The organism is Lelliottia nimipressuralis (assembly GCF_004402045.1).
GTDB lineage: Bacteria > Pseudomonadota > Gammaproteobacteria > Enterobacterales > Enterobacteriaceae > Enterobacter > Enterobacter chinensis.
Genome location: NZ_SOMG01000011.1, coordinates 562,120 through 578,894 on the forward strand (window position 1 = coordinate 562,120; position 16,775 = coordinate 578,894).

The 16,775-nt window shown below is 56.6% G+C and carries 19 protein-coding genes; 15 read left to right on the plus strand and 4 right to left on the minus strand.

The window, feature by feature from the left end:
• The first annotated feature begins 85 nt into the window (after positions 1 to 85).
• The 3 genes from E3U32_RS05885 (at position 86) to E3U32_RS05895 (ending at position 3,460) form a co-directional block, all read left to right on the plus strand.
• Positions 86 to 502 carry a hypothetical protein gene (locus E3U32_RS05885; RefSeq protein WP_134348015.1) on the plus strand — a complete coding sequence of 139 codons (417 nt, stop codon included), beginning with the start codon at positions 86 to 88 and terminating at the stop codon, positions 500 to 502.
• Between the two features lie 120 nt (positions 503 to 622).
• Positions 623 to 2,518 carry a methyl-accepting chemotaxis protein gene (locus E3U32_RS05890; RefSeq protein WP_134348016.1) on the plus strand — a complete coding sequence of 632 codons (1,896 nt, stop codon included), beginning with the start codon at positions 623 to 625 and terminating at the stop codon, positions 2,516 to 2,518.
• A gap of 492 nt (positions 2,519 to 3,010) precedes the next feature.
• Positions 3,011 to 3,460 carry a hypothetical protein gene (locus E3U32_RS05895; RefSeq protein WP_134348017.1) on the plus strand — a complete coding sequence of 150 codons (450 nt, stop codon included), beginning with the start codon at positions 3,011 to 3,013 and terminating at the stop codon, positions 3,458 to 3,460.
• A 157-nt stretch (positions 3,461 to 3,617) separates the two neighbouring features.
• On the opposite strand, the gene E3U32_RS05900 is transcribed toward E3U32_RS05895, so the two are convergent.
• Complete coding sequence (locus E3U32_RS05900; RefSeq protein WP_134348018.1) at positions 3,618 to 5,126, minus strand: flagellin; 1,509 nt, start codon at positions 5,124 to 5,126, stop codon at positions 3,618 to 3,620.
• A 300-nt stretch (positions 5,127 to 5,426) separates the two neighbouring features.
• Between E3U32_RS05900 and fliD the strand changes: the two genes are divergently transcribed.
• The 3 genes from fliD (at position 5,427) to fliT (ending at position 7,689) form a co-directional block, all read left to right on the plus strand.
• The gene (gene fliD / locus E3U32_RS05905; protein ID WP_134348019.1) at positions 5,427 to 6,902 is read left to right on the plus strand and encodes a flagellar filament capping protein FliD; all 1,476 of its coding nucleotides are present in this window, start codon (positions 5,427 to 5,429) and stop codon (positions 6,900 to 6,902) included.
• Positions 6,903 to 6,968: 66 nt separating this feature from the next.
• Positions 6,969 to 7,376: a flagellar export chaperone FliS gene (gene fliS / locus E3U32_RS05910; protein WP_134348020.1), complete on the plus strand. Its 408-nt coding sequence runs from the start codon at positions 6,969 to 6,971 to the stop codon at positions 7,374 to 7,376.
• Positions 7,369 to 7,689, plus strand: coding sequence for a flagellar protein FliT (fliT, locus tag E3U32_RS05915; protein WP_134348021.1), 321 nt, complete (start codon positions 7,369 to 7,371; stop codon positions 7,687 to 7,689). Before fliS ends, fliT begins: the two co-directional genes overlap by 8 nt.
• 141 nt (positions 7,690 to 7,830) lie before the next feature.
• Here fliT and E3U32_RS05920 read toward each other — a convergent pair whose 3' ends face one another.
• The 3 genes from E3U32_RS05920 to flgA form a co-directional block, all read right to left on the minus strand.
• Complete coding sequence (locus E3U32_RS05920; RefSeq protein ID WP_134348022.1) at positions 7,831 to 8,274, minus strand: flagella synthesis protein FlgN; 444 nt, start codon at positions 8,272 to 8,274, stop codon at positions 7,831 to 7,833.
• A gap of 17 nt (positions 8,275 to 8,291) precedes the next feature.
• Positions 8,292 to 8,585: a flagellar biosynthesis anti-sigma factor FlgM gene (gene flgM, locus E3U32_RS05925; RefSeq protein WP_134348023.1), complete on the minus strand. Its 294-nt coding sequence runs from the start codon at positions 8,583 to 8,585 to the stop codon at positions 8,292 to 8,294.
• Between the two features lie 69 nt (positions 8,586 to 8,654).
• Positions 8,655 to 9,353 carry a flagellar basal body P-ring formation chaperone FlgA gene (flgA, locus tag E3U32_RS05930; RefSeq protein WP_134348024.1) on the minus strand — a complete coding sequence of 233 codons (699 nt, stop codon included), beginning with the start codon at positions 9,351 to 9,353 and terminating at the stop codon, positions 8,655 to 8,657.
• Between the two features lie 236 nt (positions 9,354 to 9,589).
• Here flgA and flgB point away from each other — a divergent pair, with 236 nt between their 5' ends.
• From flgB to flgJ, 9 genes are read left to right on the plus strand one after another with little or no spacing between them, the layout of a single operon-like run.
• Positions 9,590 to 10,000 (plus strand): flagellar basal body rod protein FlgB, encoded by a 411-nt coding sequence (flgB, locus tag E3U32_RS05935; protein WP_134348025.1) that lies wholly within the window; start codon positions 9,590 to 9,592, stop codon positions 9,998 to 10,000.
• 6 nt (positions 10,001 to 10,006) lie between these two features.
• A complete protein-coding gene (gene flgC, locus E3U32_RS05940; protein ID WP_134348026.1) occupies positions 10,007 to 10,411 on the plus strand; it encodes a flagellar basal body rod protein FlgC in 405 nt (134 codons plus the stop codon).
• A gap of 8 nt (positions 10,412 to 10,419) precedes the next feature.
• Positions 10,420 to 11,130 (plus strand): flagellar hook assembly protein FlgD, encoded by a 711-nt coding sequence (locus E3U32_RS05945; protein ID WP_134348027.1) that lies wholly within the window; start codon positions 10,420 to 10,422, stop codon positions 11,128 to 11,130.
• A gap of 26 nt (positions 11,131 to 11,156) precedes the next feature.
• Positions 11,157 to 12,362 carry a flagellar hook protein FlgE gene (flgE, locus tag E3U32_RS05950; RefSeq protein ID WP_134348028.1) on the plus strand — a complete coding sequence of 402 codons (1,206 nt, stop codon included), beginning with the start codon at positions 11,157 to 11,159 and terminating at the stop codon, positions 12,360 to 12,362.
• A 9-nt stretch (positions 12,363 to 12,371) separates the two neighbouring features.
• On the plus strand, positions 12,372 to 13,109 hold the full coding sequence (locus E3U32_RS05955; RefSeq protein ID WP_134348029.1) for a flagellar basal body rod protein FlgF: 738 nt from the start codon (positions 12,372 to 12,374) through the stop codon (positions 13,107 to 13,109).
• Positions 13,110 to 13,128: 19 nt separating this feature from the next.
• Complete coding sequence (flgG, locus tag E3U32_RS05960; RefSeq protein WP_134348030.1) at positions 13,129 to 13,911, plus strand: flagellar basal-body rod protein FlgG; 783 nt, start codon at positions 13,129 to 13,131, stop codon at positions 13,909 to 13,911.
• A 60-nt stretch (positions 13,912 to 13,971) separates the two neighbouring features.
• On the plus strand, positions 13,972 to 14,658 hold the full coding sequence (locus E3U32_RS05965) for a flagellar basal body L-ring protein FlgH (protein ID WP_134348079.1): 687 nt from the start codon (positions 13,972 to 13,974) through the stop codon (positions 14,656 to 14,658).
• Position 14,659: 1 nt separating this feature from the next.
• Complete coding sequence (locus tag E3U32_RS05970; RefSeq protein WP_134348031.1) at positions 14,660 to 15,787, plus strand: flagellar basal body P-ring protein FlgI; 1,128 nt, start codon at positions 14,660 to 14,662, stop codon at positions 15,785 to 15,787.
• Positions 15,787 to 16,713: a flagellar assembly peptidoglycan hydrolase FlgJ gene (gene flgJ, locus E3U32_RS05975; protein ID WP_134348032.1), complete on the plus strand. Its 927-nt coding sequence runs from the start codon at positions 15,787 to 15,789 to the stop codon at positions 16,711 to 16,713. Before E3U32_RS05970 ends, flgJ begins: the two co-directional genes overlap by 1 nt.
• Positions 16,714 to 16,775: the final 62 nt, after the last annotated feature.

Genomic DNA, 16,775 nt, shown 5'->3' on the forward strand with positions numbered 1-16,775 from the left:
TGCCTGGAGACCTAAGGAAAGTCTGATAGCGACGACAGGCATTGTTTGCTTAACTGGATCAGGACGTTACAAAAAGGACTCTGTTATGAAATATGGGTTAATGCTTTTAGCTGTATCGACACTCGCCGCCTGCCAGTCACCGTCCACCCCGCAGAAAACGGATCGCGTTACGCTTACGCAGTGCAATGATTACACCGTTACTCTGCTGCCAGCCAGCGCCCCTAACCGGCAGGCCCAAATCTGGGTGAATGACAAACAGTTTGTCAGTGAAGCGCGCCGGGAAATTCCACGCAATGAATATATGCCCTTTCACACCTATTTCTATGGCTCAGAAACGCCGTCGGTAGAGGCGAAGCCTTACAACATTGCGGCGCTGACGGCCGCACCTGAAGGCGTCACGCTGCTGCGTTATCTCGACAGCACGGAAGTGAGCAGGGAGAAATGCGATATTACGGAAGAGGCGATAAAAGCGGTGCTGCACGATAAGTCAACGCCTTATTAAGCGTCGGTTACCCTGAACAGGGGACAAAAGCGTCCCCTTTTCGGACCTGTATTAAATTTCATTTTCAACTCAAATCACCGATGAATACTCTGACAACGTTTAATTTCAGAGTGTACCCTTATGTTTAAATCCACACAAAGTAGAGTGGTATTGCTGGTCTCAGCTTTCTTTTTATTGCTTATTTTAACCACCCTTTGGGTGGTCACGCGTTTCGTTGCACCGCAGCTGCTAAAAGCAGAGTATCAGCGCGTGCATTATCAGATTGGCGAGGAGGCGGCAGCCATTACGCAGCAAATGTCGCGCGTACAGGCGCAGCAGCGCAGCCTGACGGAAACCGCGCCTCTGCTTAACAGCCCCGACATTGACAGCCTGCTTCCGGCGTTCATCAACCAGAACGGTGACCTCAACCTGTTTGGCGGCGGCGTATGGCCATTGCCGGGCATGCGTGAGCCGGGGGTGGATAAACACAGCACCTTTTATGCCCGGGACCGCAAGGGCATGCTGCGCCCGAACGCCACATGGAATGCTCCGGATGCGCCAGCGTACTGGCAAGAATCATGGTTCAAGGCCGGGCTGCGCGCGCAAAAAGGCCAGTGCGTCTGGGCTGAAGCCTATATCGATGCCGCCAGTGCGCAGCCCCGAACCAACTGTGCCATGCCGATTTACCGCAACGGCCAGCTATGGGGCGTGGCGACGCTTGACGTGACGCTGGGCTTCTTTAATCAGCTGGCCCGCAAAATGGCGGAGCCCATCGAAGGTGGCGTACTGATTGTTGAGGCCAACGGTAAAATCGTCGGCTACAGCCGTGCCTCAGAAGATACCCCTCCGCTTACCAACATTGGTGCGCTACCCGGTCACGAAATCGCGCTGTTGCGGGAGATGCTGGCCGAGGCGAAGGATACGCCACTTGAACGAACCTATCGCGCAGAGGACGGTGAACACACCATCTTCGTCTATCCCATCAAAGGTAGCCCGTGGTTTGTCGCAACCGACACCAAAAGTAGCCAGTTGAGCCAACAGACTCGCAATATCCTCACCCGTCTGGGTCTGGTTCAGATCCCGCTGTTGCTGCTTCTGGGGGTGGTGCTTGTTCTGACCATCCGCGCCGTAATGCGCAATCTCGATATCGTCAGCCAACGTCTTGCTACGCTCTCTGCGGGCGGAGCCGATTTGACCCGTCGCCTGCCTGAGAACAGCAGTCAGGAGCTGAACGCCATCGCCCGAAATGTGAACGCCTTTATGAGCTATCTGCAGGGGCTGTTGCAGCAGGTTGGGGCGAGCACCCGGACCATAGCGTCAGCTTCGCATCAGATTGCCGAGGGCAACGTGTCGCTTTCGTCACGCACCGAAGAGCAATCCGCCTCGCTGACCCAGACCGCGGCCTCAATGGAAGAGATTGCGGGCATTGTGGCGAACAACGCGGACAACGCGGAAAACGCCGACCGTCTGGCGACCGAAGCCGCGGCGGTGGCGCAGCGCGGGGCAGGGCTGATGAATTCAGCGGTGGATAAAATGCGCCATATTGAGTCCTCCTCCCTGCGCGTCGCCGAGATCGTCGGGGTGATCGACGGGATTGCCTACCAGACGAACATTCTGGCGCTGAACGCGGCGGTGGAAGCGGCGCGAGCGGGAGAGCAGGGGCGCGGGTTTGCCGTGGTGGCGACGGAAGTACGCAACCTGGCGCTGCGGGCCTCCAGCTCGGCGAAAGAGATCCGTGGGCTGATCAACGACGCGGTGGTCGGCGTGCAGGACGGCAGCCGCCTGGTGCAGGATGCCGGGAAGACCATGAACACGCTGGTGGATTCCGTCAGTAAAGTCTCTGGCCTGATGGAGCAGGTTAAAACCGCCAGCCGGGAACAGAGCGTCGGTATCACGCAGGTGAACGTGGCGGTGTGTCAGCTTGAAAGCGCAACCCAGCAAAATGCGTCGCTGGTGGCGGAAGTGTCGTCGGCAGCCAAAGCGATGGAAGAGCAGGCGCAAGAGCTGGAAAGTGTCGTGAACCGGTTTAAAGTGTGAGCATGTCACCTGGGGTGAGGGCATCAGGCCGCCGTGCAGCCTAATCGCCCGGTGGCGCTTCGCTTACCGGGCCTACGGGCTGGGTGTTCTCCCTCTCCCTTTGGGAGAGGGCTAGGGTGAGGGGGAACAGACGGCCGTGAGCGTGGCAGAGCGGCTCCATCGCCACCATCCCGGCGCAAATCTGGAAGACGCCTCGCAATCACACAAGTAACCTTATGTAATTAAGGGTTTACCCTGTTTTTTGTTTTTATCCCACCGTAAAGTGCCCGCGTTGCGGCAACCTCCGCAACCGGGCGTGAGAACCTGAAAATACAAGGCGATACATTTTTGTGTCGTATATGCGCACACGTCGCTACAATCATGGCGGCGCTGGCGGAGCAACCATTGGTTGGTCGGCTCCCTTGTATGTCGATTCTCACCTCCGTCAGCGCCACCACCTATGAGCGTGAGAACTCTGGTGGTGGTTGTATGAATATACAAGGAGACTTTCATATGACTATTCTGTCCACTCTCTCTGACGCATCCCACGCGAGCTTTACCGAACAGCTTATCGCCTTACCCCTTCCGGCCTCTGCCGATCTTTTTGACGTGGCCGATCTCTGCGCCGCGTTTGCCAGCACGCTGGTGGAAACCGATGAGGTGAGCGAGCGTAACGCACTCTGCGGGCGCTTGCTGCATGCCCTGGGTGAACTGGAACGCCGCTGTAAGGACGATCTGCCCGCGCATCTTATTGAGCGACTCATCGCCGGTGACGCCGCGCCGTCGTGCATGCCGGACTGCTGGCAGGAGACGATTACGCCAGTTACCTATGCGCAAGCTCTGGCGCAGGCGATACTGGGAAATACCCTGCCGCAGGGAGTGAACCGCGCGCTGGCGGGGTCGCTGCACGACATGGTGTTTCTGCTGGGGGAGTTTGTGAAGGAGCCTTACCTGCCGTCTTAAAACCCTTGCCGGGTGGCGGCTGCGCCTGACCCGGCCTACGTTTCGCTGCGCTGCCGGGCAATGTTTATTGTGCACAAAACAAAAAAGCCCTCCGGGGAGGAGGGCAACCGCGCGTGACACACGCGCGTAATCACAATGTAAGGTGGTTTTGTCCAGATTAACGCAGCAGGGACAGCACGTTCTGCGGAACCTGGTTGGCCTGGGCCAGTACGGAGACACCTGCCTGCTGCAGGATGTTCGCGCGGCTCATGGCAGACACTTCCACGGAGAAGTCAGCGTCCTGAATACGGGAGCGCGCTTCGGTGGTGTTGATGATGTTGGTGTTCAGGTTCGCAATGATGGAGCTGAAGCGGTTCTGAACGGCACCGAGGTCGGCACGGAAATCGGCGACTTTGGTGAGAGATTTATCCAGTCGATCGATCAGGTCTTCAGCGGCAAGGCGGCCGGATTCTTTAGCAATGAACTCAGCTTCCATAGCACGAGCGTCTGCCTGCGTTGCCACACCACCTGCAGCGTCCAGAGTGAAGGTCTTAACTTCGCCGTCGTTATTAATTGCATAGAGCTTTTCTGTAGCCCCGTCTTTAACGGAGAATACGCGCATTTTAGAATCAGCGGCATTTACACCGTATAGATCCGTGGAAATGTTATCCAACATTTCTGCAGTAAGTGGCATCGGAGTACCAGCTGCATTCACGCTATCTCCCTCTTTCAAGCGTTTGGTATCGCTCAGTGTATTAGGACCGTTCAATAGCATATCTGCATCTGCCTTGCTGAGAAGGTCTGCTTCAGGTGTTGGGGTGCCTTGAATTTTAGTTTCAACTGGAGTACCTGTTACTTCGAATTGAACGTTAACTTCCTGTACATCCCCTGCTTTATTGCTTACGAAGAAACGAAGTGAACCGTTGTCCTCGTAAGTAATTAACTTCTTCTCAGTATCAGGGCCAGTGATCTTATTCGCTGCATCAGTAACTGTTTTAATATTAGTGGTCGTGAACTTAAATTTTGGATCTGTAGCACCTAGCCCCAGTTTTACTGCATCAATCTCATCATTATTTTTTGCTTCAACCCCTTTCCCTTCAAACTGGCTACCAGCCGTAATACCCGCACCATTAACCGTGATGCCAATACCCGCAAAGTCATCCAGGAACTCATCCAGCCCCAGGGTTTTCATGTCCAGCTTGTTCAGGTTGATATCAATGGTATCACCGTCTTTATCGCCAATCTGAATGGTGATTTTATCTTTAGAACCGTCGAATACTTTCACGCCGTTGAAGTTAGTGACTTCCGCGACGCGCTCAATCTCCTGCAGACGGGTAGCGATTTCTTTTTTGATGGACGACAGGTCGCTATCGGAGTTGGTGCCGTTTTTCGCCTGAACGGTCAGCTCGCGGATACGCTGCATGTTTTCGGTCACTTCTTCCAGCGCGCCTTCGGTGGTCTGCGCCAGGGAGATACCGTCGTTGGCGTTACGCGCCGCCTGCGTCATACCGCGGATAGAGGAGGTGAAGCGGTTGGAAATTGCCAGACCTGCCGCATCGTCCTTGGCGCTGTTAATACGCATACCGGAAGAGAGACGCTGAATAGCGGTGCCCAGCTGAGTCTGAGATTTGTTCAGGTTGTTCTGCGCCATCAGGCTCAGCGCGTTGGTATTAATGACCTGTGCCATTGTTATTTCCTTCTAAGTAATAACGATAATATGAAATATGCGTTCGTTGTTGCGCATACTTCTTTCATCGGGGGAAATAAAAAAGACTGAATTATTTTTTCAGGTTTTTTATTAATGCTGAGAAATGGCTTCATACCTGGCGCTAATTATTTAAATGGATAATGCTAATGGCATAATAAGCGGGCAAAACTGTTTTTATCGTCTGGTCACATTGTTGCGCCGATTGTGAAAAATTAAACTTCCTTCTCTATTACCCGATGGAAAGAGTGTGAGCTATTTCATTTCTGGAGGAACATTACTATGGCTGCAACAAACTTTTTAGGCGTTGGCTCCGGGCTGCCGTTTGACCAATGGCTGGCGGACGAACGCAAGGGCATTACCCAAAAGCTGAATCCGTATCTGCAAAAGCAGTCGAGCTATAACGGACAAATCTCCGCGTGGGGGTCTATTTCAAGTGCGCTGAGCACCCTGAAAGACAATCTTGGCAAGCTGGAAGACGAAGGGTTTAACGGCGTTAGCGTCAGCGATAACAAAACTTTCAAGGCGACGGCGGGGAAAGGCGCGATCCCGAACAGCTACTCTATTGCGGTCACACAGCTGGCGAAAGCGCATCAGCTTGCGATTGAGAACGGCACGCGCGATAAGCCCATTGGTAACAGCGCTGCGAAAGTGACCATCACCCTGAAAGAGGGCGAAAAACCGCTGGAGGTGGACTTAGCAAAAGATGAAACCTCGCTTGAGCAGATTGCCAAGAAGATCAACGCGCAGAAAGGTGATGTGGTCGCGGAAGTAATGACCGTAGGGGAGGATAAGCACAAGCTGGTGCTAACCTCCAAAAAAACCGGTGATGCCGGGGAAATGACTATCAAAGTCACAGGCAATACGGATTTACAGGTCAAACTCGAAAAAGCGGATGTTGAAACGGAGTCTCAAAATGCCGAAATTCTGCTCAACGGGAAACGGGTAACTCGTAGCTCTAACACCATCAGCGATTTAATCACCGGCGTGACGCTGGAGCTGCGGGAAGTCTCCGAAAGCGACAACGATGCCCCGGGGGGGCCTGTATACAAAGAAGAATCCCTCACCATCACCGAAGATACCTCAAAGGTGAAAACGCTGATTGAAGAGTTCGTGAAGAACTACAACAGCTACCTCACCACCGTGGCCGGGGCGACCAAATATACCCCTCCCGATCGCGACAGCAATTCCGACAAGTTGCCTCAGCCAGACTCGTCTAACGGCGCACTGTTTACCGACGGCTCGCTGCGCCGTCTGACCAGCCAGCTTAAAGCCACCGTCACCGGCAGCTACCCGGAGGTGAACGAGGTGCTGCAGTCGCTCGGCAGCCTCGGTATCACCGTAACGTTTGACGGCAAGACCGGCGACGATCGTACCGGCACGCTGGGAACGCTCACCATCGACAATAAAAAGCTCGATGCCGCCCTGAAGGACAACGTGAAAGAGGTTGAGGCGCTGTTCCTTGGGAAAGGGGGCAAGGAGGGAATTAAAGACCGCATGGAAGGGATCTTTAACACCTATCTCGGCGATAAAGACTCGATCGATAACAAAGAGGGAACCATTGAAAACACGCTGGAGTCCCTGCGCGACCAGGAAAAACGCGTCGCGAAGCAGATCACCGCGATGGAAAAACGCATTGAAGAGGCCATGCTGCGCAGGGAAAAAGAGTATCAGCGCGTGGACAAGGCGATGAGTGATATGAGCAGCATCAGTAACCGACTGCAGCAATCGCTGCTGGAACTGTCAAAAAGTATGTAACCCGTATCACTTCATTTTTAAAACTCACAGACACCCGGGCGGCAGACCGCCCGGCAGGATTTAACGATGTACACCAAAATGGGCAACAGTGCCTACACCGCTGTCTCTCTGGACAGCCAGATAAACGGCGCCACGCCGCACCAGCTGATTGTGCTGCTGTATGACGGGGCTATTAACGCCATGAAGCGCGCGGAGATCTACTTCCAGTCGGGCAATATTCCCCGTCGCGGCGAGATGATTTCTCGGGCCATCAATATTATCGATAACGGCCTGCGCGCCGGGCTGGATCACGAAAAGGGCGGGCAGATCGCCGAAGAGCTGGAAAGCCTGTACGAGTATATTTCGCGCACGCTGCTGGAGGCGAATGTGACCAAATCCGGCGAAAAGCTGCCGCATTTGATCGCGCTGATGACCGAGATGTCGGAAACCTGGCAGGCAATTGCCCCGCAGAACAAGCAGGTGAAACATGGATAACGAGGTGATGGCGCTGATTGAAGAACTGCTGATCAGCAACGCTAAACTGCGCCAGCAGGCCGATGACGGCGAATGGGATGTGTTTCTTGACGAGTCCGTGGCCTATACCATGGGGATGAGAACGCTGTGCGACATCGATTTAACCCAGCTGGCGCAGCACAACAAAACGCAGGTAAGCGACCAGCTGGCGCAGCTGCTGAAGCACGATGCCATTCTGACCCGCGCCATTCAGGGGCGTTTGACCACCATCAGCAGTGAACTCTCCGCCATGCGCAAAACCAGCAGCGTGGCAAAAGCCTATACGGCGGTTTAATTCCCCTCCCTGATTGCCGGGTGGCGCTTCGCTTACCCGGCCTACGAAACGACGAAACCCGTAGGCCCGGCAAGCGCAGCGCCGCCGGGCAAAAAAAAAGCCCGCCGAAGCGAGCAAAGAGGACAACGCAGACAGGAAAAGTCAGATGCTGATGTTGTATTTGCGCCCCGAGGGCAGCTGGCTGGATTCCCCGGCCGGGCCGTACAGCGCGTTGGCGTGGCCAACGTGGTCAATCGCCTTCTGGATGTGCTGATTTTTCTTCATATGGCTTTGCAGCAGCGATTCCACTTTTTGGTTCAGCGCTTTGGTGCTGCGCACTTTCTCATGCACCTGCTGCCAGCTGGCGAACAGCTTACCGAGCCCCGGGTAGGGAGCTTCGGTGCCGGAGGTCTGCTCCTGCTGGCGGCGCATGTCGTCGTAATACTGAAGGGTCGACAGCAGCTGGTTTTTGTTATCCGCCAGCACCTGCAGCGACACCGGGTTGATTTGCGTGCGGTTGAGCTGGTTGACCTCTTCAATCATGATCGCCTCCAGCTCATCCAGCGACGTTTTCATCTGCGCGAGTATCGGGTAAAGCTTGTCCATAACGGTCCTGCTCTCGGTTAAAACTGAAACATGTCCTGCACCATGGCCTGAGCGATTTTCTCAGGCTCGATGCGCAGGGTACCGGCCGACAGCGCGGCGCGAAGTTCGGCGACGCGCGCGTGGTCTACGTCGCGGCTGTCGTCAGTCTGGATCTTTTTCGTCAGCTCGCTCAGGGTGACGTTAGTTTTGTCGCTCTTTGGTGAACGTTTTGCCGTAGCGTCATGTTCCTGAGGCTGCGTGCGGGCACGCAGATCCTGAGTCGGGGCGATTTTCGTAATCGGCGCGGTATTTTGGCTGCTGTTAATGCTCATGGGTGTCCTCGCAAATCAATTTATGTACTCAATACTTCTTTCATCGGTGATTCACAGAAAACCTAAAATTTATTGTTGGGAAATAATCATCACCTGTCCGTCAGCCCCCACTTTTCCGCTCACGGTGCGCCTGCCCGCGGTTTTCACCTTCAGCACGTCGTCCACCGCCGCATTGTTCAGCGCCTTGCCCTGGCTGCGAATACGAAAGCCGGAACCGGCAGTGACGAGATCAACCGTCTGCCCGGCGCGCAGCCGCCACTGCTGGCGCAGCTGATTTTCCAGAAGCGGTTTCCCGGCGTCGACGGCGCGCGTCAGACGCTGGCCGATAATCTCGTCAGCGTTAAAAATTAAGCCACCAGGCTGGTGGTCGAGGTTACCGCTCACCGGCTCGATGTCGCTGCGCTGCACAATCGCGCCGCCGGGCAGGCTCTGGCTGGCGACCCACCAGGTGCCTTCGGCGCTGATGCGTACCGGCAGGAAATGACGACGCGCGCCGCACTGCGCCAGCACGGTACGTTTGCCGGTCAGACGGCTGTCGCGCCCCACCAGGCTCAGCTCCGGGTTATCGCACACGGCGGCCAGTTGAGCCGGCGTGGCGAGCAGGGTTGCGGTGCGCACAATTTCGCTGCCGCTCTCGGGCTGTTTAATCAGAGCGTCCAGCTTGAGCATCAGGCGCTGCTTCGCCGTCTGGGCAGACGGTACGCTGGCTGCGGCGGAGGCAGAACAGAGCAAGACGGCCACCGCCGTGCTGAATAATCGGAACTTCATCTTATTGCCTTAATATATAAAACGTGGCTAAATTATATACGCAGAGACAGGGGTTTTATTGCCTTAAATAATGACACTTGTGACGCCATTTAAATTCTTCGTTTTTTTAACGCTCCCCTCATTATTTCTATTTCCCTAAATAGGCTTATTTCTGTCGGGTCTTCGCAGTGTGATATTTCACCAGCGCTGACTACACTATCGCAGTTTAAATAATGCGAGACAGGAGTCCTGTTGTCATGAATAAACTCGATGACGCCTTTCGCTTTCAACAGCAAGCGTTAGGTTTGCTGTCGCGCCGTCAGGATATTCTGGCGTCGAATATTGCGAATGCCGACACACCTGGCTACCAGGCGCGAGATATAGATTTTACTCAGCAGTTAAAAAATGCCATGGAAAATAACAGCATGGCGAAATCGCCCGTATCACTGTCATTAACGTCAAATAAGCATATTGAAGGTAAAGCGATGCCGTTTGACGACAGTCAGTTGCTCTATCGCATACCGGATCAACCGAGTGCTGATGGCAATACCGTGGATATGGATCGTGAGCGCGTCAATTTTGCGGATAACGCCGTGAAATATCAGTCAGGACTGACGTTCCTGGGCGCGGATATTAAGAAAATGATGACAGTGCTCAGTCAGGGGTAATAAGCGATGTCGCTCTTTAGCGTATTTGATATTTCGGGCTCGGCGATGGCGGCCCAGTCCCGACGCCTTAACGTCAGCGCCAGCAATATGGCCAACGCCGACAGCGTGGCGGGGCCGGACGGCCAGCCGTACCGCGCCCGTCAGGTGGTGTTTTCCGTTGATGCATCTACCGGTCAGGAGATTGGCGGCGTGCAGGTCAGCGACGTGGTGGAGAGCAGCGCGCCGGATCGTCTGGTCTATGAGCCGGGCAACCCGCTCGCGGATGAACAGGGCTACGTGCGGATGCCCAACGTCAACGTGATGAACGAAATGGTGAACACCATTTCAGCTTCGCGCAGCTACCAGGCCAACGTGGAAGTGATGAACTCCGCCAAAAGCCTGATGCTGAAAACATTAACTCTTGGTCAGTAAGGACGCATATGGCGGTCTCTTCGATTAACAACAACAGTGGAACGGGCGACACGGGCACCGGCAACAGCGCGGCGGATCTGTCGAACCAGTTTATGACGCTGCTGGTGGCGCAGATGAAAAATCAGGATCCCACCAACCCAATGGACAACAACCAGCTCACCTCCCAGCTGGCGCAGTTCAACATGGCGGCGGGCGTTGAGAAGCTCAACACCTCCGTGGCGGGCGTTCAGGCAATGATGGTTCAGCTCGGCAGCATGAGCGCTTCTTCCTGGGTGGGGCGTAGCGTGCTGATTGAAGGGGAGGCGAAAGTCTCCTTCGGTCGGCCTGGCATGGGTATTCATCAGGAAGGTGTGGAACCTGAACCGGTTGCCTCGGATGACTTCCAGTTCGTGCTGGTGGGGGATGCCGCAACTGTCACCGTAACGTTAACGGATTCTGACGGCAATGCGTACACCGCCGAGCTTAAAAACGTGAAGTCGGGAATGAACAAATACAACCTCGAGGACCTGGAAAACTTCAAGCCTGATCCTGGGCCGTCTCGCGATCGCGAGTACACACTCTCCTTTGAAGCCAGCAATCCTGAAGGGGAAAACCCGGAAGTGATAGGCCTGGTTCAGGATCAGGTGCAGGGCGTCACGATGGATCCGAGCGGGCCGATTCTGCATCTGCTGAACAACGATCCGATCGGCATGAACAAAGTGTTTGTCATTCAAAAATAGTCACTACTTACTTCTGGAAATTAATTATGGGTTTTTCACAAGGTCTTAGCGGCCTGAGTGCCGCTGCAAAAGCGCTGGACGTGGTGGGTAACAACATCGCCAACTCCCAGACCGTCGGGTTTAAAGCCGGCTCCGTTTCGTTTGCCGATATCTTTGCTGGTTCAACCGGAATGGGTGTGCAGGTGGCTGGCGTTAGCCAGAATTTTGGCGATGGTCCGCTGATGAACGGCGCTTCTGCGCTGGATATGGGCATCTCCGGTCGCGGTTTCTTCCGCATGGTCGACGAAGCGGGTAGCGTGTTCTATGGCCGTAACGGCCAGTTTCAGCAGGACGAAAATGGATTTATCGTCAACAAAACAAACGGCATGTTTTTAACCGGCTACCAGGCGACGGATGGGGTGATTAACCCTGGCGCCCAGGTGGGGCCGATTCGTATTCCGAAAGACGATATGCCGCCAGCGGCGTCAACCAAGGGGTCGGTGACCGGCAACCTGAAGTCCGATGATAAAATTATCCCGGCGACACCGGTCTTTGATCCTGAAAACGCAGATACCTATAACTATGTCAGTGAAGTCACCGCCACCGACAGCCTGGGGAATAAGCACGCGATTAAAGTGTACTACGTTCATAGTGCGGAAGGTGAGTGGCAGGTACATGCCCAGGATTCTACATCTCCAGGCGCAGGGGCTGCTGAGTGGTCCACGGCAACGCTTGAGTTCGGCACTGACGGTAAGCTCAAAGATCCGAAGTCGCTCGCTATTGTAGGTTCACCCTATAACGGTTCTGCAGCGCTGAATCTGAATCTCGATCTGAACGCCCTCACCCAAAATGCCAGCGATACCCAGGTCATGCTGGGCGAGATCGACGGTCAGGCACCGGGTAAATTTAACAACTACCAGGTGAGCGATACCGGCGAAGTGATCGCCATCTACAGCAACGGCAAGCGTCAGACCGTGGCGCAGGTGGTACTGGCAGACTTTGCCAACGCGGGCGGTCTGGAGCAGCAGGGTAACAACCTGTGGGCGGAAAGCGTGCAGTCAGGCCAGCCGTTCCTCGGCACCTCCGGCACCGGCAGCTTCGGTAGCATTAAGGGCGGTATGCTGGAGTCCTCCAACGTTGAGCTGGGCGAGGAGATGGTCAATATGATCGTCTATCAGCGCAACTACCAGTCCAACTCACAAACCATTAAAACCCAGTCTGAAGTGCTGCAGACGCTGGTTAACCTGCGTTAAGGCTGAGTGATGGATCGCGCAATCTATACCGCCATGAGTGCCGCTAACGCGGCGCTCAACCGCCAGGCGGTCACCTCAAACAATCTGGCGAACAGCTCCACCGCGGGCTTTCGCGCCCAGCTGGCGGCCTTCCGCTCGGTACCCATCGAAGGGGAAAGCCTTCGTACCCGTGCGCTGGTGGCGGAGACCACCCCGTTTCACGACACCACCATGGGGCCGATTACCCATACCGGCCGCAGCCTGGATGTGGCGCTGCCGCAGAACGGCTGGCTGGCGGTGGCAACGGAAGACGGCAGTGAAGGCTATACCCGCAACGGTGCTATCGAGGTAGATCAGGAGGGGGCGCTCAGCATTAACGGCCGTCCGCTGATGGGCGACGGCGGACCGCTGGAGGTGCCGCCGCAGTCTCACGTCACCATCGGCAGCGACGGCACCGTCTCGGCGCTCGGCATGGGCGATGACCCGACGGCGCTGGTGCCGGTTGGCCGCCTGAAGATGGTCAACGCAGAGATGAACGGCATGGTTCACGGCGATGACGGGCTGTTTCGCACCGCGGGCGGCGAGATGCTGGCGCAGGACGAAACCCTGCGCCTGACGCCGGAGGCCATCGAGGGCAGCAACGTCAGTCCGGTGCAGGCCATGACGCAGATGATCGCCAACTCCCGCGGCTTCGACATGAACATGAAGGTGATCCGCACCGCCGACGAGAATGCCCAGAAGGCCAACCAGCTATTGAGCGTGAGCTAAGGCCGCGCAAGGAGTCACTATGATTCGTTCTTTATGGATCGCAAAAACCGGGCTGGAAGCACAGCAGCTCAATATGGACGTCATCTCCAACAACCTGGCGAACGTCAACACCAACGGCTTTAAGCGTCAGCGCGCCGTGTTTCAGGATCTGCTCTATCAGAACATGCGACAGCCAGGCGCGCAGGCAACCGAGCAGAACACCCTGCCGAGCGGCCTGCAGCTGGGTACCGGCGTACGTCCGGTTTCCACCCAGCGGGTTCACACTCAGGGAAATATGAACCCGACCGGCGATGAGTACGACGTGGCTATCGAAGGGGAAGGATTCTTCCAGGTGCAGATGCCGGACGGCAGCACCGCCTACACTCGTGACGGCCACTTCTCGAAAAGCCCGGATGGCCAGCTGGTGAATGCCGAAGGCTACCCGATCCAGCCGGGGATCGTTATCCCGCAGGATGCCACCAAACTGAACATCGGCAGCGACGGCATTGTGAGCGTGAAGGTGCCGGGCCAGGCGGAAGAGCAGCAGATTGGCCAGCTGACGCTGACGACCTTCGTCAACAACGCGGGTCTCGAAAGCATCGGCGGCAACCTCTACAAAGAGACGCAGTCCTCCGGTGCGCCGAACGAGCTGAACCCGGGCATGGAGAGCGCGGGCACGCTGAAGCAGAGCTACGTGGAAATCTCCAACGTCAACGTGGCGGAAGAGCTGGTGACCATGATTCAGGTGCAGCGCGCCTATGAAATCAACAGTAAGGCGGTTTCGGCATCAGACCAGATGCTGCAGCGTCTTTCCCAGCTGTAATCCTCTCTGGCCGCTCGCGCGGCCAGACATTTTATCGACACTGACATGAAAATACTTTCTATGCACATTCCGGCGGCCGCGCTGCTGGCAAGCACGCTGCTGCTCGGCGGCTGCGCGCACATTATGCAAAAGCCCCTTGTTGAAGGCCCGACAACGGCAACACCATTACCGATGGCACCGGCAGCGACCGGCGGCTCACTGTTTCAGGCAGGGCAGGGGATGAACTACGGCTATCAGCCGATGTTTGAAGACCGCCGCCCGCGTAACGTGGGCGACACGCTGACGATCCTGCTGCAGGAGAACGTGAGCGCCAGCAAAAGTTCCTCCGCCAGTGCCAACCGTAATGGATCGGCCGGTATGGGGCTGATTGCGGTACCGACCAAACTCAACAGCTGGCTGGGCGATGGCAAAGCGGATTTCGAAGCCGAAGGTAAAAACGATTTCGCAGGCAAGGGCGGCGCGGCGGCGCGTAACACCTTTACCGGCACCATCACCGTGACCGTGAAAGAGCTGCTGCCCAACGGCAACCTCGGCGTGGTGGGTGAGAAGCAAATTGCCATCAACCAGGGCACAGAATTCATCCGCTTCTCCGGGGTGGTGAACCCGCGCACCATCAGCGGCAGCAATACCGTGCCGTCCACCCAGGTGGCGGATGCGCGCATTGAGTACGTCGGTAACGGCTACATCAACGAAGCGCAGAACATGGGCTGGCTGCAACGCCTGTTCCTGAACCTCTCTCCTTTCTGATATGACCATGAAAAAAGAATCTATCCTGTTTTTTCTCAGCATCCTGCTCTACGGCATGATGCTGGCGGTGCCCAAAGGGGTACACGCGGAACGTATCCGCGATCTGGCGACGGTGCAGGGCGTGCGTTCCAACTCCCTGATGGGCTACGGCCTGATTGTCGGTCTTGACGGTACCGGCGACCAGACCATGCAGGCGCCGTTCACCGGCCAGAGCCTGAACAACATGCTCTCGCAGCTGGGGATCACCGTTCCGGCGGGCACCAATATGCAGCTGAAAAACATCGCGGCGGTGATGGTCACCGCCGAGCTGCCGCCGTTTGCCCGTCCGGGCGACAAGCTGGACATCGTGGTCTCCTCGGTGGGCAACGCCAAAAGCCTGCGCGGCGGCACGCTGCTGATGACCCCGCTGAAAGGGGCGGATAACCAGATCTACGCCATCGCCCAGGGCAACATTTTGATCTCCGGCGCAGGGGCGCAGGCGGGCGGTAGCCGCGTGCAGGTCAACCAGCTTAACGGCGGGCGCATCAGCAATGGTGCGACCGTCGAGCGGGAAGTGCCGAACGATTTCAGCACCCAGAACATCGTGCGCCTGCAGCTCAACGAGAGCGATTTCTCGCTGGCGCAGCAGGTCAGTGACGCCATTAACCAGCGCTACAGCGGCGGGGCGGCGTTGCCGGAAGATGCCCGCACCGTGCGCCTGTTCGCGCCGCCGGACGGTCCGTCCCGCGTACGCTTCCTCGCCAATATTCAGGATATCCCGGTGAAGGTTAACGTCCAGGACGCGAAGGTGATTGTGAACTCGCGTACCGGCTCGGTGGTGATGAACCGCCACGTCTCGCTCGATTCCTGCGCCGTGGCGCACGGCTCGCTGACGGTGGAGGTGATGCAGAACAACATCATCAGCCAGCCCGATACGCCATTTGGCGGCGGGGAGACGGTAGTGGTGCCGCAGACCGATATCTCGGTGCGCGACAGCGGCGGTTCGCTGCAGCACGTGCGCAGCAGCACCGATCTGAACGCGGTGATCCGCGCCCTCAACAGCCTGGGCGCTACGCCAAACGAGCTGATGTCGGTCCTGCAGGCGATGAAAAACGCCGGCTGTCTGCGGGCGAAGCTGGAGGTGAACTGATGAACGCCTTCGACAAGCTCGATCGGCCCGCCTTTGACGTCCGTTCGCTGGATACGCTGAAACGGGAGGCCGGGCGGCAAACGCCCGGCGCACTGAAAGCGGCGGCGAAGCAGATGGAGGGCATCTTCGTGCAGATGATGATGAAGAGCATGCGCGATGCCACCTTTAAAGACGATCTGATGAACAGCCAGTCGTCTGAGATGTACACCGCGATGCACGATCAGCAGGTCGCACAAAATATTGCCGGGAGTGGTCAGCTCGGCTTTGCCGATCTTATCGTCCGCCAGCTGGGTGGTGAGAGTGAGCAGTCTGCCGCAACCGTGAGCGCGCCGGGACGTGACTTTATACGACCGGATCTCTCTTCGGCGCCCGCCACCGGCCCGCTGCGTCTGCCTGCACCGGTGTCGTTTGCTAAACCAGCGGAAGGGGCGCATCCGTTTATTTCCCGACTGCTGCGCCCGGCCCAGGCGGCCGCGCAGCAGAGCGGGCTGCATCCGCACCTGATCCTCGCCCAGGCGGCGCTGGAGTCCGGCTGGGGCAAGCGCGAAATCCCGGCGGCGGACGGCAGCCCGAGCCACAACCTGTTCGGCATCAAAGCCACCGGCGACTGGCGCGGCAAAACCACCGAGATCACCACCACGGAATACATCAACGGCGTGAAGCAGAAGGTGAAAGCCGCGTTCCGCGTCTATGACTCGTATGAACACGCCCTCGCGGATTACGCGAAGCTGCTGACCAAAAATCCGCGCTATCGCGGTGTGGTGCAATCAGATTCGCCAGAGCAGGGGGCGAAGGCGCTGCAGGCGGGCGGCTATGCGACCGATCCGGCCTACGCCAAAAAGCTCATTACCATTATTCAGAAGGTGAAAGGTGATATTCAGCAGGGCGTGAATGCCTATAAAAACGATATCGACAAACTTTTCTGACAAAGAAGTTTTAGAGAATTTTTAAATCACCGATGAAATAAACAGAGCCATGAACTTTCAGG

What these genes read in the sequence shown, in the direction of transcription:
- E3U32_RS05885 (WP_134348015.1), top strand. Translation starts at nt 86, where the DNA reads ATGAAATATGGGTTAATGCTTTTAGCTGTATCGACACTCGCCGCCTGC.
- E3U32_RS05890 (WP_134348016.1), top strand. Translation starts at nt 623, where the DNA reads ATGTTTAAATCCACACAAAGTAGAGTGGTATTGCTGGTCTCAGCTTTC.
- E3U32_RS05895 (WP_134348017.1), top strand. Translation starts at nt 3,011, where the DNA reads ATGACTATTCTGTCCACTCTCTCTGACGCATCCCACGCGAGCTTTACC.
- E3U32_RS05900 (WP_134348018.1), bottom strand. Translation starts at nt 5,126, where the DNA reads ATGGCACAGGTCATTAATACCAACGCGCTGAGCCTGATGGCGCAGAAC.
- fliD (WP_134348019.1), top strand. Translation starts at nt 5,427, where the DNA reads ATGGCTGCAACAAACTTTTTAGGCGTTGGCTCCGGGCTGCCGTTTGAC.
- fliS (WP_134348020.1), top strand. Translation starts at nt 6,969, where the DNA reads ATGTACACCAAAATGGGCAACAGTGCCTACACCGCTGTCTCTCTGGAC.
- fliT (WP_134348021.1), top strand. Translation starts at nt 7,369, where the DNA reads ATGGATAACGAGGTGATGGCGCTGATTGAAGAACTGCTGATCAGCAAC.
- E3U32_RS05920 (WP_134348022.1), bottom strand. Translation starts at nt 8,274, where the DNA reads ATGGACAAGCTTTACCCGATACTCGCGCAGATGAAAACGTCGCTGGAT.
- flgM (WP_134348023.1), bottom strand. Translation starts at nt 8,585, where the DNA reads ATGAGCATTAACAGCAGCCAAAATACCGCGCCGATTACGAAAATCGCC.
- flgA (WP_134348024.1), bottom strand. Translation starts at nt 9,353, where the DNA reads ATGAAGTTCCGATTATTCAGCACGGCGGTGGCCGTCTTGCTCTGTTCT.
- flgB (WP_134348025.1), top strand. Translation starts at nt 9,590, where the DNA reads ATGAATAAACTCGATGACGCCTTTCGCTTTCAACAGCAAGCGTTAGGT.
- flgC (WP_134348026.1), top strand. Translation starts at nt 10,007, where the DNA reads ATGTCGCTCTTTAGCGTATTTGATATTTCGGGCTCGGCGATGGCGGCC.
- E3U32_RS05945 (WP_134348027.1), top strand. Translation starts at nt 10,420, where the DNA reads ATGGCGGTCTCTTCGATTAACAACAACAGTGGAACGGGCGACACGGGC.
- flgE (WP_134348028.1), top strand. Translation starts at nt 11,157, where the DNA reads ATGGGTTTTTCACAAGGTCTTAGCGGCCTGAGTGCCGCTGCAAAAGCG.
- E3U32_RS05955 (WP_134348029.1), top strand. Translation starts at nt 12,372, where the DNA reads ATGGATCGCGCAATCTATACCGCCATGAGTGCCGCTAACGCGGCGCTC.
- flgG (WP_134348030.1), top strand. Translation starts at nt 13,129, where the DNA reads ATGATTCGTTCTTTATGGATCGCAAAAACCGGGCTGGAAGCACAGCAG.
- E3U32_RS05965 (WP_134348079.1), top strand. Translation starts at nt 13,972, where the DNA reads ATGCACATTCCGGCGGCCGCGCTGCTGGCAAGCACGCTGCTGCTCGGC.
- E3U32_RS05970 (WP_134348031.1), top strand. Translation starts at nt 14,660, where the DNA reads ATGACCATGAAAAAAGAATCTATCCTGTTTTTTCTCAGCATCCTGCTC.
- flgJ (WP_134348032.1), top strand. Translation starts at nt 15,787, where the DNA reads ATGAACGCCTTCGACAAGCTCGATCGGCCCGCCTTTGACGTCCGTTCG.